Source organism: Kribbella catacumbae DSM 19601 (assembly GCF_000372465.1).
Classification (GTDB): domain Bacteria; phylum Actinomycetota; class Actinomycetes; order Propionibacteriales; family Kribbellaceae; genus Kribbella; species Kribbella catacumbae.
The window spans coordinates 67,904-82,152 of sequence record NZ_AQUZ01000031.1; the positions used below are offsets into that span (position 1 = coordinate 67,904).

The window sequence follows — 14,249 nt, forward strand, 5'->3', positions numbered from 1 at the left end:
GGCGGGCGATCGTGGGGCGGGTTAGGGTCGGGGACATGCGCGAACACGCTCAGCGGCTTCAGGGACTTGGGACGACGATCTTCGCGGAGATGTCCGCGCTGGCGGTGCGGACCGGCTCGGTCAACCTCGGCCAGGGATTCCCCGACACCGACGGCCCGGACTCGCTGCTCGAGGACGCGATCGCCGCCATCCGCGCCGGCGCGAACCAGTACCCGCCCGGTCGCGGCATCCCCGCGCTGCGCCAGGCGATCGTGGACCACCAGAAACGCTTCTACAACCTCGGCTACGACCCGGACACCCAGGTCCTCGTCACCACCGGCGCCACCGAGGCGATCGCCGCCTCCCTGCTCGCGTACGTCGAACCAGGCGACGAGGTGATCGCCCTCGAGCCGTACTACGACTCGTACGCCGCCTGCATCGCCATGGCCGGTGGACATCGCGTCCCGGTCACCTTGCGCGCACCCGACTTCCGGCTCGACCTCGACGAGCTCCGCGCCGCGGTGACGCCACGCACCAAGGTGCTGCTGATCAACTCCCCGCACAACCCGACCGGCACCGTCCTCGACGACACCGAGTTGCGCGGCATCGCGGCGATCGCGGTCGAGCACGACCTGGTCGTCATCACCGACGAGGTCTACGAGCACCTGATCTTCGACGGCCTCCAGCACCGGCCGCTCACGTCGTACGACGGAATGGCCGAACGGACCGTCTCGATCGGCAGCGCGGGCAAGACCTTCTCGGTCACCGGCTGGAAGATCGGCTGGGTCACCGGCACCCCCGAGGTCGTCACGGCGGTGAACACCGCCAAGCAGTTCCTCACCTACGTCTCCGGCGCCCCCTTCCAGCCCGCCGTCGCCGGGGCCCTTGCCCTAGGCAACGAGTACTTCGACACCCTGCGCGCCACCATGCAAGCCAAACGCGACCTGCTCTGCGACGGCCTGCAATCCCTCGGCTTCGGCGTCCACCGCCCCCAGGGCACCTACTTCGTCACCACCGACATCCGCCCCCTCGGCCACACCGACGGCATCGACTTCTGCCGCATGCTCCCCGAACGCACCGGCGTAGTAGCCATCCCCCACCAGGTCTTCTACGACAACACCGAAGCCGGCCGCCCCCTGGTCCGCTGGGCCTTCTGCAAAAAACCCGAAATCCTAGAAGAAGCCCTGGTCCGCCTCACCAAACTCTGATCTGCCCCACAGTTGCCCGCCAATGCCCCGCGACAATGTCGAGCAACGTATGCGAAGCTAGACCTGCTCACGAGCGCTGCTCGATCGAGAAGTGAGGCTGGGAACCCCTCCGGAGGGTGGGACCCAGCCTTCGCGTTTCTACCGGACGTCGACCTCGTGCTGACTGAGGATCTCCGAGAAGACGAGAAGCCACCGCGGCTCTCCCAGCCTCGCCGCGGTCGCGGCCCCCGCGACGGCGTCGGGGATCCAGAGCATGGGTTCGTCCTGGGGACGCCCGAAACCCACTTTCAGCTCCGCCGGGAGCAGCCCTTTGCGGCGAGCGCTGTCCACCAGCCTGACATCTCGCCGGTCGGGAGCCGCGGACCGCGACTCCATCCAGACCTCGCTGACCCCACACTGTGCGAGCTCGTAGAGCAACCGCTCGAGGCAACACCGCCTGGCCCGCTCCTGCTTCGGCCCGTACATCGGAGCACCGATCACGACGACAAGCGCGAGGTCGGCCGCCGCGATAGTCGCGGCGATCGCGTCGCGGTGCTTGGCTGATTCGTGGGCCCAGTGGAGCCGCCCGTTGCGGCCCATTGTCAGATCCCGCAACTGCCGCCTGATGTCGGCACAGTCCATCGGATCGGCGATCGCGGCGGCCATGGTGTAGGTCCCGAACCTGTCGCCGCGGTCGACGATGACAGATTCGTCGACCCATGCCGACAGGCTGAAGACGGGCGGAGAGTCGCAGGGCATCTGCGGATGATGCAGTGCAGGGGGCGGTAGTTCGGGGAGCCACTCGCAGGGTTTGGTGGGGCAGCCTCGGGGCAGATCATTCGTACGGGTGGCGGCCCGTTCGCCTTGTGTGCAAGGCTATTGCCAGCTCCCATGGGCTCCTTGTGGAGAAGTGAGACTGGGATTCCCGCCGGACGGTGGGGCCCAACTCTCGCGCTTGCTCAACGAGCGCTGCTCGATGAGAAGTGAGGCTGGGGACCGCCCTCCCGAGGGCGGCCCCAGCTTTCGCGCTTTCTACCGCAGCACTCCCAGCGCGCAACCCCAACGGCACCAACTGCCGCGTCGCGTACCGAAGTACGGGGAAATGGCGCTGCGCCCTACTGGGATTAGCGCAGCAGCCACCGCGCTAGACGACGCGAGCCGGCCGCGTTGCCGGCCGCGCACGATGCCGGACAGGGGCCGGACGCCCGTGCATACGCAGCTCCGGCCAGCAAGCGCTTGCCTCGGCGTGTCGGGGGATCGGGACAGGGTCGTGCGTGCACAGCCGTTCGCTCCTTCGCATCCGAGCCCCTGCGGGAAGATGCAGCGGCTTGGGCGGTAGTTCGGGGAGCCGATCGCGGGGTTAGGTGGGGCAGCTTGGGGCAGATCGCCGCGCGGCTGGCGGCCGGTTCGCCTTGTGTGCAAGGCTATTGCCAGCTCCCAGGGGCTCCTTGTGGAGAAGTGAGACTGGGATTCCCTCCGGATGGTGGGGCCCAACTCTCGCGCTGGCTCACGAGCGCTGCTCGATGAGAAGTGAGGCTGGGGACCGCCCTTCGGAGGGTGGGCCTCAGCCTTCGCGCCTTCTAGAGCGCGCTTAGTTGCCGAGCAGGCGGGTGAGGGTTTCTGGGTCTCGGGCTATGGCTGTGGTGCCGTCGTCTGTGGTGAGGATGGGGCGTTGGATGAGGATGGGGGTGGAGACCAGGGCCTCTATCCAGTCGGCGCGGTGGGCCTCGTCTTTGGGGAGGGACTTGAATGCGGCGGCGCCGGGCTCGTTCATGCGGGCGATGTGCCAGGGGGCGAGGTTGAGGCGGGTTAGGACTGCTTCCAGCTCTGTAGCCGTTGGTGGGTCGTCCAGGTAGCGGCGGACTGTGTAGTCGACGCCTGCTTCGTCCAGGGCCGCGGTGGCGGCTTGGCATTTGGAGCAGGCTGGGTTGATCCAGATCTCCATCAGCGCGGGCCCTGGAACCAGCGTCGGGTGGGTTCTTGGAGCATCAGGTACAGGAGGGTGGCGTGCAGCGCCAAGCCGAGGATGGAGGCGGGGAGGGCGGTGATGCCGCCGGCGATCCCCAGGGCCGCTACGACGATCAGCATGGTGCGAGCCCAGCGGCGGCGTTTGCGGAGGAAGATCGCCGGGAGCAGGTAGGCGATGCTGGTGAAGAGGATGACCCCGACGACCAGGCCCTTGGCGGACGGGTCGCCGGTGAGGGTCTTGGCGATCTCCGAGCCGGCTGAGGTGAGGCTGAAGAGCCCGAGCAGCACGCAGAGCGCGCCGAGGGCATACGAGATCGTCGACGCGATCGTGACCTGCTTGGGCGGCGCGACCGGGCCTTGCTGGTAGGCGTACGGGTTCTGGCCGAAGGAGCCGCCGTACGGGCCGGGCTGACCGCCGTGCGGCGGCTGCGGCGGTTGCTGTGGTGGCAGTTGCTGGCCGGATGAGCCGAAGACGCCCTGGTAGGGCCCCGGCCGTTCGTCGGCGGACCCGGGCCCGCCGTGCTGGTCGCTCATCGCCTGCAAGTTCCTTCCACCAAAGACGCTCTCCCCTGATCCTCCCAGACCACCACAAAAACGTCGCCCGGACCGCCACCACTACCAAACCCATCGCCAGCGCCTCGACACGCCGAGGGGAAACGTTTGCTGGCGAGGTTCGGTAGTGGTGGCCGTCCGCAAGGGTCAGGCGGAGGTGACCTCCAGCGTGTCCTTGGCCTCGCTCAGGCGCACGTGGACCGTGTCGCCGTCCCGGACGTCGCCGGACAGCAGGCCCCGGGCCAGTTCGTCGCCGATGGCTGATTGGACCAGGCGGCGGAGGGGGCGGGCGCCGTAGACCGGGTCGTAGCCGGTCAGGGCGAGCCATTCCATCGCGTCCTCGCCGACGTCCAACGTGATCCGCCGGTCGCCGAGGCGTTTCTGGAGCGAGGCGATCTGCAGCCCGACGATCTTGGTCAGCTCCTCGCTGCCGAGCGCGTCGAACAGCACGATCTCGTCCAGCCGGTTGATGAACTCCGGCTTGAACGCCTGCCGCACCACGTTCATCACCTGATCGCGTTTCGCGGCGTCCTCGATCGACATGTCCGCCAGGTACGCCGAGCCGAGGTTGCTGGTCAGCACCAGGATGACGTTGCGGAAGTCGACCGTGCGCCCCTGCCCGTCAGTCAGCCGCCCGTCGTCGAGCACCTGCAGCAGGATGTCGAAAACCTCGGGATGCGCCTTCTCCACCTCGTCCAGCAGGATCACGGAGTACGGCCGGCGTCGCACCGCCTCGGTCAGCTGGCCGCCCTCCTCATAGCCGACATAGCCGGGCGGAGCACCGACCAGCCGCGAGACGCTGTGCTTCTCCCCGTACTCCGACATGTCGATCCGCACCATCGCGCGCTCGTCGTCGAAGAGGAAGTCGGCCAGCGCCTTCGCCAGCTCGGTCTTACCCACACCCGTCGGCCCGAGGAACAAGAACGAACCAGTCGGCCGATCCGGGTCGGAGATCCCCGCCCGGGCCCGGCGTACGGCGTCGCTGACGGCCTTGACCGCCTCACGCTGGCCGATCAGCCGCCGGCCCAGCTCGTCCTCCATCCGGAGCAGCTTGCCGGTCTCGCCCTCGAGTAGCCGGCCGGTCGGGATGCCGGTCCACATCGCGATCACCTCGGCGATCTCGGTCGGCCCGACCTCCTCGTTGACCATCGCGTCCGGGCCGTCCACCACCACTGGCTCGGCGGCGGCCGCCTCCAGCTCCTTGGTCAGCTCGGGGATCTCGCCGTACAGGATCTCGGAGGCGCGCCCGAGCTCGCCGTCGCGCTGAGCCCGCTCGGCCTGCCCTCGCAGCTCGTCGATCCGTTCCTTGATCTCACCGACCCGGTTCAGGCCGGACTTCTCCTTCTCCCAGCGGGCCTCGAGCGCACGCAGCTCCTCCTCGCGGTCGGCGAGATCGGCACGCAACCGGGCCAGCCGGTCCTGCGAGGATGCGTCCTCCTCGCGGGACAGCGCGAGCTCCTCCATCTTCAGCCGGTCGACCGTACGCCGCAGCGAGTCGATCTCCACCGGTGAGGAGTCGATCTCCATCCGCAGCCGGGAGGCGGCCTCGTCGACCAGGTCGATCGCCTTGTCGGGCAGCTGCCGGCCGCTGATGTAGCGGTTCGACAATGTCGCGGCCGCGACCAGCGCGCTGTCGGAGATGGCGACCTTGTGGTGCGCCTCGTACCGCTCTTTCAGTCCACGCAGGATGGCGATCGAGTCCTCGACCGACGGCTCCCCCACGAACACCTGCTGGAACCGTCGCTCCAGCGCCGGGTCCTTCTCGATGCGCGTCCTGTACTCATCCAGGGTCGTCGCGCCGATCATCCGCAGCTCGCCGCGCGCCAGCATCGGCTTCAGCATGTTGCCGGCGTCCATCGCACCCTCGCCGGACGCGCCGGCGCCGACGACGGTGTGCAGCTCGTCGATGAAGGTGATGATCTGGCCGTCCGACTCCTTGATCTCGGTCAGCACGGCCTTCAGCCGCTCCTCGAACTCACCCCGGTACTTCGCGCCGGCGACCATCGCGCCGAGATCCAGGCTGATCAGCCGGCGACCGCGCAGGGACTCCGGTACGTCGCCGGCCACGATCCGCTGGGCGAGTCCCTCGACGACGGCCGTCTTGCCGACGCCGGGCTCACCGATCAGCACCGGGTTGTTCTTGGTCCGGCGCGACAGCACCTGGACCACCCGGCGGATCTCCGAGTCCCGGCCGATTACCGGGTCGAGCTTGCCGTCGCGGGCGCCCTCGGTCAGGTCGACGCCGTACTTCTCCAGCGTCTTCGTCGTCCCCTCGGCTTCCGGCGAGGTGATCCGCCGATTGCCGCGCATCGAGTCGAACGCCTGCAGCAGCGCATCCGGCGTCACGCCCAGCGCCGTCTTGGCGACCCCTTCGACCGTGGCCAGCGAGATCAGCAGATGCTCAGTGGAAACGAACTCGTCCCCCAGCCCGAGGGCACGCTGCTCGGCCTGGTTGAGCACGTCACCCGTCTTCCCAGACAGGCTCGGCGCCTGCACGCTGCCACCACTCGCCTTGGGCAGGCGGGACAGCTGCTCCGCCGTACGGCGGCGTACTGCGTCGAGGTCACCGCCGGCAGCCTCGAGGAGACCCACAGTGGTCCCCTCAGGCTGGGCGAGCAGCGCCGACAGCAGGTGAATCGGCTCCACGGTCGGGTTGCCCGCCGAGGAGGTCTGGCGGATCGCGACCGACAGGGTTTCCCGGGCAAGCGTCGTCAACCGCTGAACATCCATCTGGTTTCCAGCCTTTCAAAGCTCAGTAACAAGTCCTACTAGAGACAACTTATCCAAACTTGAGTCCATTCCACTCAACTCTGCGAAAACCTGGGGATAACTCAGGGATCTGCCGTACCCCAGAACCTTCTACACGGTCAGTGGCGTCCTCCGTACCGACAGCTATCTCTCTGGAGGACTTTTGCCCCGCCACCGCTGGATCCCGCCCTTGCTGGGGACCGCGCTCGCCCTGACCGCGGCCATGCTCCCCGCCCAAGCCCAGCCCACATCACCGCCGCCCACCGCGACACCACAAGCCAGCAAAGCAAGCGCCCGGATCACCCTGATCACCGGCGACCGCGTCCGCGTCAGCCCCGGCAGCCCCGAGCGGATCTCCTTCGAACCCGCCGCCGGCAGCCGCTCCGACGCGGCCGTCACGACCTACTCCGGCGGCCGCACGTACGTCGTACCGTCGGCAGCCGCCGCCGACGTCAGCTCCGGCCGCCTGGACCGCAGCCTCTTCGACATCACCACGCTCCTCGCCGAGCAACGCGACGACGCCCACTCCGCGACGATGCCCGTCATCATCCGGTACGCCGGTACGCCGTCCGCCGCCCTCGGCCGCGCAAAGGCGACTCCCACCCCGGGTGCCACCAAGACCCGGGTGCTCACCAGCATCGGCGCCCGCGCAGCCGCCATCACCAAGGCCAAGACCGGCGACTTCTGGCGCTCGATCACGCCGGGCAGGACCGAGCGGGTCGCGACCACGATCCAGCGCATCTCGCTGGACCGCCGGGTCAAGATCTCGCTCGACCAGAGCGTGCCCCAGATCGGCGCGCCCGCCGCCTGGCAGCGCGGCCTGACCGGCAAGGGCGTGAAGGTCGCCATCCTCGACACCGGAATCGACCCGAACCACCCTGACTTCGCCGGCCGGATCGGCGCCGCGCAGAACTTCACCCCGGACGAGGACGCCGTCGACCACCGCGGCCACGGCACGCATGTCGCGAGCATCACCGCGGGCAACGGCGGCAAGTACAAAGGCGTCGCGCCGGAGGCCACCCTGCTGAACGGCAAGGTGCTCGACAACAACGGCAGCGGCGACTTCTCCGGCATCATCGCCGGGATGGAGTGGGCGGCCACCCAGGGCGCCTCGGTGGTCAACCTGAGTCTCGGCAGCCGGGACCCGAGCGACGGCACCGACGATCTGTCGCTGGCCGTCAATCGGCTCAGTCGCGACACCGGCATCCTCTTCGTAGTTGCTGCAGGCAACTGCTTCGGCAACAGGCCCTCCACCATCACATCACCGGCCGCCGCCGACGATGCGCTTGCCGTCGGCAACCTCCGGCGAGACGGCTCGCTGAACCCGAGCTCCTGCCGCGGCCCGCGCCTCGGCGACGGCGCCCTGAAGCCCGAGGTCTCCGCCCCCGGTACCGACATCGTCGCCGCCCGGGCCGCCGGAACCGACATGGGCGAACCAGTCGACGACAACTACACAAGCCTGTCCGGTACGTCGATGGCGACCCCGCACGTCGCCGGTACGGCGGCGCTCGTAGTACAGGCCCATCCGGAGTGGAAGGCAACTCAGCTCAAGGCACGGCTGGTCTCCACGGCCGACCCGCAGCCCGGCAGCCGCGTGGACGAGCAGGGCGCCGGCCGCATCGACGCCGACCAGGCCACCGACGGCTCCATCACGGTCGACACCGGCGAACTCGAGCTGGGCAAACTTCCTTGGCCCCGCCCGGCCACCGACCAGGTCACCCGCGAACTCACCTACCGAAACCCAACCGGTACTGCGATCACGCTGCAGCTGGCCGCCTCGCTGGAACCCGCCGCCGCGACACCAACACTCAGCACCGACCAGCTCGTCGTACCGGCAAACGGCGAAGCCAAAGTCACCGTCACGGCCGACCGCACCAAGGCCGGCACTGGCAACTTCAGCGGCCGCATAACAGCCACTGGCACTGACCCGATCGTCACCACCTTCGGCTGGTATGCCGAGCCAGAGCAGTACGACCTGACCATCAAGGGCATCAACCGGGACGGCACTCCAGCCAGCGGCGATGTCGCCATCAGCCGGCTCGACGGTGACCCGGTCGACCTGCCGGGCGGTGTGTTCCTGGAGAACGGCACCGCGACGGTCCGGCTGCCACCGGGCAAGTACGAGGCCTCGTCGATCTTCTTCACCCCATCCACCGACCAGACGCTGCCCGAGTTCAACCTCGCTGTCGGCCCTGCAGCCGACCTGACCGAGAACCGCTCGGTCACGCTCGACGCGAGCAAGGGCAAGCCGGTGGAGGTCAGCGCTCAGGGCCAACCTGGCCTGACCAACCGCGAACGCAGCATGAGCTACCTGCGGAAGAACACCGCCGGCGATCTGGCCGGCGGCAACGGCATCAGCACCACCGGCCACTTCCGCGTCTTCACGGCAACACCGGCCACCAAGCCTGTCACGGGCAGCAGCGAGTTTGCGGCTCACGCGCGACTCGAAGTACCGCCGTACCGTGGGAAGGTTGTCGGAGGCAACGCCTATACCGTGAACGACTTCTACTTCGGCCCGCGCTTCACCGGCGTCAAGGAACTCGAGGTCGCCGACGCCGGCGACGCGACGCCGGAGGACCTGAAGGACGTCAAGGGCAAGCTGGCCCTGATCCGATACGACGACGAGGACTGGAACGGCATCCTCGTCAAGGCTGCCGAGGACGCCGGCGCCGCGGCCGCGATGCTCTACAAGCCCGACGCCTCGGGCGATGGAGCGGTCTTCCCCTACTGGGCGACCGGCGAGGGCGAAGTCGCCACGATCCCGGCCATGCGGGTGTCGCGGGTGACCGCGAAGGCGCTACTCGGGAAGCGGGTCCAGCTGACGGGGCAGGCGGCGACGCCGGTCGTCTACGACCTGGTCATGCCCTGGCAGAACCAGATCCCAGCCGTCGCGAAGGTGGTCGCCAAGCCGGACCAGCTGGCCCGGGTGGATGAGGTGTTCGGCAGCCACCAGGCCGGCGTAGAGAACTCAGAATCCCGGCACGCGTCGACACCGGGCGGATCGTCCTTCGGCGGCTGGCTGGTCCCGACCTTCCAGGCGCCGCTGCAGCGTACGTCGTACCTGCTCGGGAACGCCGTCCAATGGCGGAGCACCCTCGTGCTGGACAACGGCGGCGCGAGCCTGAACGTGGGCTCGACCGAACGGACCTATCGCGCCGGCGACCACTCGACCGCTCGATGGATCGCACCAGTGGAGAACAGCGGGCTGCCGGACGAGAAGCCCTGGTCCTTCGGCGTACTCCGATCCGAAGGCGGGCTCTCCGTCGTACTCAGCCCGCTTCGCCATGGGGACGAGTTCGCCCAGCCCGAGTCGGACACGTCTCAGTTGGTGGTGGAGCGCAACGGCGAGGAGCTCGCGACGGCTCCGGCGAACGGGTTGTGGACGGAAGCACCTGCGGACGCCGCCGACTACAGAGTGACTCTCGACACGAGCCGGGAGCTGGACTTCTGGAAGTACTCGACCCAGGTGAAGTCGGTCTGGTCGTTCAGGTCCCGTGGCGGTGAAGACGAGGTGATGCCATTGGTGCTCGCCGACCTCGACGTACCGCAGGCGGACACCTTCAGCCAGGTCAGGGTGGGCAAGCCGACCACCATCACGATGGGGCTGCGGCACCAGGCGGGCTCGAAGGCGACCGCCAGATTCACCGCCGCCAAGTTGGAGCTGTCCTACGACGGCACCAACTGGACGATGTTGCCTCTGACAAAAGTTGCTGAAGGCAAGTACAGGACGACGGTGACGCACCCCGCCAATCAGGCAGGCAAAGCGCCGTCCCTCCGCTTGACCGCCAAGGACACCTCCGGCGGACAGTTGGAGCAGGAGGTGACCAAGGCCTACGGGCTGAAGTGATCGAAGCGGTGGAGCCGCTCACAGCAGATCGGCTCCACCACCCATCAGGACTGGTAGGCCCCCGCGTCGAAGCGGGTCAGGCCGGCCAGGGACTTGCCGCCGAGGTCGTACGGGAAGCCGGTGTTCTCACCGCGGCCGATGGCCGGGCTGCCCGCCTTGGGGCGAAGGTTGGTGGCACTGGTGAAGAGCGGATCGGCCTTCACCGAGTTGGGACCGAGGGTGAACTGGTACTGGCTGCCGGAGTAGACGCCGCGGTCCTCATCAGCGCTGTCCGCCGGATTGCCGGTGTCGAAGGCGTCTTCGTAACCGACCTTCTTGCCGACCTTGATGATGTTGCTGCTCAGCTTGAGGATTCCGGCGTTGCAGCCGGCGTCACAGCTCCATCCGTCACCGTTGGGCAGGTACACGGAGTTGTTCAGAGCCACCGTCCCGCGGACCGGGCCGATGTCACTGAGCGCGCCACGGGTGACCAGGAAGCCGGCCTGCGCCTTGGTCGACGTGACGCTGTTGTAGGCGAAGACGTTGCCGTCGGCGGTCTTGCCGGTGCCGTAGCGGCCGAGCTCGGTGAAGGTCTCGTTCCCGTCGGTGGTGTTGTACTCGATCCGGTTGCGGTTGCCGTTGAAGATCTCGACCGCCGCGCCGTCGAACCCGTAGTCGTAGCTGAACGCGTAGTGCCCGCTGATCACGTTCCGGCTGATCACGTTGTCGTCGCCGTGCACCAGGAAGCCGAACGCGCCGGAGTCGTCGTCGTCATTCATCTCCTTCGGGGTCAGCACGCTCATCTTGGTGTTGTCCTTGATCGTGCTCCAGCGGACCGTGTTGCCGTTCGATCCGTCGATGATCGAGACCCCGGTGACGTTGTTGTCCGCCTGGATCGTGTCCATCACGATGTTGTCGCCGAACAGTTCGAAGCCGGCCCAGTTGCAACCGCTCGCGCGGAGGTCGCCGATGAACCAGTTCGAGCCGGTGACCTGCACGCAGTTGGTCACCGGTCCGCCGACGACCGGCAGGTTGCCGGTGCCATAGGCCTCGACGACGATCGGGCTGGCGGCAGTACCAGACCTCGAGAGAGTGAGCGTGCCGGCCCAGGAACCACCACGCTTGAAGGCGATCCGGTCACCCGGCTGGAAGGCGAATCCGTTGACCTTGGCCAAGCTGCGCCAGGCGGTCGCAGTACTGGTACCGGCTGCGGAATCGTTGCCGGCGGACGAGTCGATGTAGTAGACGGCAGCGCTGGGCGCGGCTTGCGCGGCTGCCGGTGCAAGGAGGAGGGCGGTGGACAGGGCAAGAGCAGATACTGCGGCTAGCATCATGCATTCCTCGTTCTCACGGGGCGCTGGCTGCAGCGGCGTCGCAGTTATCTTTCCGGTTGATCACCCTGGCCGTCAATACTTGACAGTCAGCGCTGGCCGGCCGCCGCGCTCTACCTGTGGCAGCGCAACAGGTGGTTGCTAGCAGCAACCATTGTGTTCGCGATCGGGCCGCACGCGCTCCTCGACCCGGAAGGACGCAACTGGTCCTGGCCCGAGCAACTCCTCGGCTCCAGCTACGTGCTGCTGGGCCTCGCGTTCCTCTGCACGGCTTCGGGAGACCGCCCTGCTCAGAGTTTGATGGCTTTGAACTCGGAGGCGCGGATCCGGTAGACCTGTAGATTCAGGTCGTAGTACTTGTCGGTCTCGCCGACCCACTCCATCCCGAGCCGGACGGCGGTCGCGATGGCGCGCTTGTTGTTCGGCCGGGCGACCGCGAACAGCTCGTCGGTCGACCCCTCCTCGAACGCCCACTTCATCAACGCGCGGCTCGCCTCACTCGCATAGCCGTTGCCCCAGGCGGTCGGCCGGAACTGCCAGCCGATCTCGAGATCCTCCTCGTACGGCGGCAGCAGCCGGATCAGCAGACCGCCGACCACCTCGCCGTCCTCCTGCCGGACCACGGCCCACCGCCCCGCCGGTACGACGAAGTTCGGCTGGGCCTCGATCCAGGCCTGCAGGATGACGCGCATGGTCGCGGCATCACCGACCTTGTCGATGGCCGGCGACAACCACTGCGACACATCAGCCGAGCCGTAGATCTCCAACGCGGCTTCGGTATCTTCTTCAACCCAGTCCCGGATCAGCAGCCGGTCAGTCCCCAAGGTGAACGTCACCCCACCCAGCGTAGGCGCACCTGCCCCGAAACCCACGCCGTTCACTGTGAGCAACAGGTGAACGCAGGACGAAGCCCCCGGACCACATCGGGTCCGGGGGCTCGGGGGGCCGGAGACTCCGGGGGGATGGAGGTCTCCGGCCGGGAACCGGAAGCCCCTGGGGGTAGGAGACTTCCGGAGGTTTTCAGCGCTGGTCCAGTTCCAGGGGCTGGGTCCGGATCCAACGGGTGGTGGTCTGCTGGTGGCCCATGGCGATGACGTCGCCCGCCGGACCGGCCGAGAAGACCCGGCTCCGTTGGGTGTGCTGACGAGAGACACCGACGCCGCGCTGGACCTCGGCGAGGAGCTGGTTCACCCGGCGGCGTAGGTCCTCGACCTCCGACTGAAGCTCGAGGACATGCCTGATCCCCGCCAGGTTCACCCCCTCCTCCTGCGACAAGTGCTGCACATACCGCAACTTCGCCACGTCGTACGCCGAGTAGCGCCGCCCGCGCCCGCTCGCCCGGCTCGGCGTCACCAACCCGAGCCGGTCGTACTGCCGCAGGGTCTGCGGGTGCATGCCGGCCAGTTGGGCCGCCACCGAGATCACGTAGATCGGGGTGCGGTCGTCCCAGGTCGGCACCTGGCTGAACGGGATGCCCATCACGTACTCCCGAACAGCCCTGCACGCAGATCGGGCTGCGCCGACGCCGTACTGAACTCCTGCAGCTTCTCGCGCTGCTCGTCGGTCAGTTCGTGCGGCACCTGGACCTCGAGGGTGAGCAGCAGGTCGCCCCTGGTGCCGTCCCGCCGGGCCGACCCCTTGCCGCGAACACGCAACTTGCTGCCGTTCGCGGTACCGGCCGGGATCCGCACCGTGACGGGCAGGCCGTCGAGGGTCGGGACCTTGATCTCGGCACCCAGTGCGGCTTCGGTGAAGCTCACCGGCACCGCCAGGGTCAGGTGCTCACCCTGCCGGCCGAAGATCCGGTGCGCCTTGACGTGCACGCTGACGTAGAGGTCGCCCGCGGGCCCACCTCGCTCGCCGGCGGCACCCTTGCCCTTCAGCCGGATCCGCTGACCGTCCTGCACGCCCGCGGGGATGCGGACCTGCATGGTCTTGCTCGACTGACCGCGGCCGGAACCGTGGCAGGTCTCGCAGGGCTGGTCGACAACCAGGCCGCGACCCCTGCACTCGGTGCACGGCTCGGTCATCGCGAAGACGCCACCCTGGACCGAGGTCTGCATACCCGTGCCTTCGCACTTCAGGCAGACCTTCGGAACAGTCCCGTACTTCGCGCCCGTCCCGCGGCACGTCTTGCAGGGCTCGTCGCTGGTCATCCGGAGCGCGACAGTGACACCGTTGACGGCCTCGGCGAACTCGATCGTCGCCTCGGTCTCGATGTCGGCGCCCCGGCGTGGCCGGGCCGTCGAGGAGGCGGTCGTCGTCCGGCCACCACCACCGAACATGCCACCCAGGATGTCGCCGAGACCACCGCCGCCGGTCGAACCGGACCGGTTGAACAGGTCGCCGACGTCGAAGCCGAATCCCTGTCCACCGCCCTGGCCCGCGCCGCCCGGCATCCGGAAGCCGCCACTGCCGAACAGCCGGCGGGCTTCGTCGTACTCCTTGCGCTTCTTGGTGTCCCCGACCACGTCGTACGCCTCGGAGACCTCCTTGAACTTGGCCTCGGCCGACGCGTCCCCGGAGTTGCCGTCCGGGTGGTACTTGCGCGCCAGCTTGCGGTAGGCCTTCTTGATCTCGTCGGCCTCAGCCGTCTTGGAGACGCCGAGAACCTTGTAGAAGTCCTTCTCCAACCAGTCTTTCGTGCTCATCGACGCC

At 68.0% G+C, this 14,249-nt stretch carries 10 protein-coding genes; 2 read left to right on the top strand and 8 right to left on the bottom strand.

All coding sequences use genetic code 11. The features are described from left to right. Window positions 1–35: 35 nt before the first annotated feature. On the top strand, window positions 36–1,187 hold the full coding sequence (locus A3ES_RS0128190) for a pyridoxal phosphate-dependent aminotransferase (protein ID WP_026163274.1): 1,152 nt from the start codon (window positions 36–38) through the stop codon (window positions 1,185–1,187). A 138-nt stretch (window positions 1,188–1,325) separates the two neighbouring features. Here A3ES_RS0128190 and A3ES_RS51645 read toward each other — a convergent pair whose 3' ends face one another. The 4 genes from A3ES_RS51645 to clpB form a co-directional block, all read right to left on the bottom strand. Next, window positions 1,326–1,925 carry a hypothetical protein gene (locus tag A3ES_RS51645; protein WP_020390194.1) on the bottom strand — a complete coding sequence of 200 codons (600 nt, stop codon included), beginning with the start codon at window positions 1,923–1,925 and terminating at the stop codon, window positions 1,326–1,328. Between the two features lie 832 nt (window positions 1,926–2,757). Next, the gene (locus tag A3ES_RS0128200; RefSeq protein ID WP_020390195.1) at window positions 2,758–3,111 is read right to left on the bottom strand and encodes an ArsC/Spx/MgsR family protein; all 354 of its coding nucleotides are present in this window, start codon (window positions 3,109–3,111) and stop codon (window positions 2,758–2,760) included. After that, the gene (locus A3ES_RS0128205) at window positions 3,111–3,668 is read right to left on the bottom strand and encodes a hypothetical protein (protein ID WP_020390196.1); all 558 of its coding nucleotides are present in this window, start codon (window positions 3,666–3,668) and stop codon (window positions 3,111–3,113) included. Before A3ES_RS0128205 ends, A3ES_RS0128200 begins: the two co-directional genes overlap by 1 nt. A gap of 165 nt (window positions 3,669–3,833) precedes the next feature. Next, window positions 3,834–6,416 (bottom strand): ATP-dependent chaperone ClpB, encoded by a 2,583-nt coding sequence (clpB, locus tag A3ES_RS0128210; protein WP_020390197.1) that lies wholly within the window; start codon window positions 6,414–6,416, stop codon window positions 3,834–3,836. A 208-nt stretch (window positions 6,417–6,624) separates the two neighbouring features. On the opposite strand from clpB, the gene A3ES_RS0128215 reads away from it, so the two are divergent. Beyond that, window positions 6,625–10,281: a S8 family peptidase gene (locus tag A3ES_RS0128215; protein ID WP_020390198.1), complete on the top strand. Its 3,657-nt coding sequence runs from the start codon at window positions 6,625–6,627 to the stop codon at window positions 10,279–10,281. A 44-nt stretch (window positions 10,282–10,325) separates the two neighbouring features. Here A3ES_RS0128215 and A3ES_RS0128220 read toward each other — a convergent pair whose 3' ends face one another. From A3ES_RS0128220 to dnaJ, 4 genes are all read right to left on the bottom strand, one after another. Continuing rightward, on the bottom strand, window positions 10,326–11,591 hold the full coding sequence (locus tag A3ES_RS0128220; RefSeq protein ID WP_202806608.1) for a right-handed parallel beta-helix repeat-containing protein: 1,266 nt from the start codon (window positions 11,589–11,591) through the stop codon (window positions 10,326–10,328). 290 nt (window positions 11,592–11,881) lie between these two features. Next, a complete protein-coding gene (locus A3ES_RS0128225) occupies window positions 11,882–12,427 on the bottom strand; it encodes a GNAT family N-acetyltransferase (RefSeq protein WP_020390200.1) in 546 nt (181 codons plus the stop codon). A gap of 184 nt (window positions 12,428–12,611) precedes the next feature. Next, entirely contained in the window at window positions 12,612–13,070 is a 459-nt protein-coding gene (locus A3ES_RS0128230) for a heat shock protein transcriptional repressor HspR (RefSeq protein WP_020390201.1), read from the bottom strand. After that, window positions 13,070–14,242: a molecular chaperone DnaJ gene (gene dnaJ, locus A3ES_RS0128235; protein WP_020390202.1), complete on the bottom strand. Its 1,173-nt coding sequence runs from the start codon at window positions 14,240–14,242 to the stop codon at window positions 13,070–13,072. Before dnaJ ends, A3ES_RS0128230 begins: the two co-directional genes overlap by 1 nt. Between the last annotated feature and the right edge of the window lie 7 nt (window positions 14,243–14,249).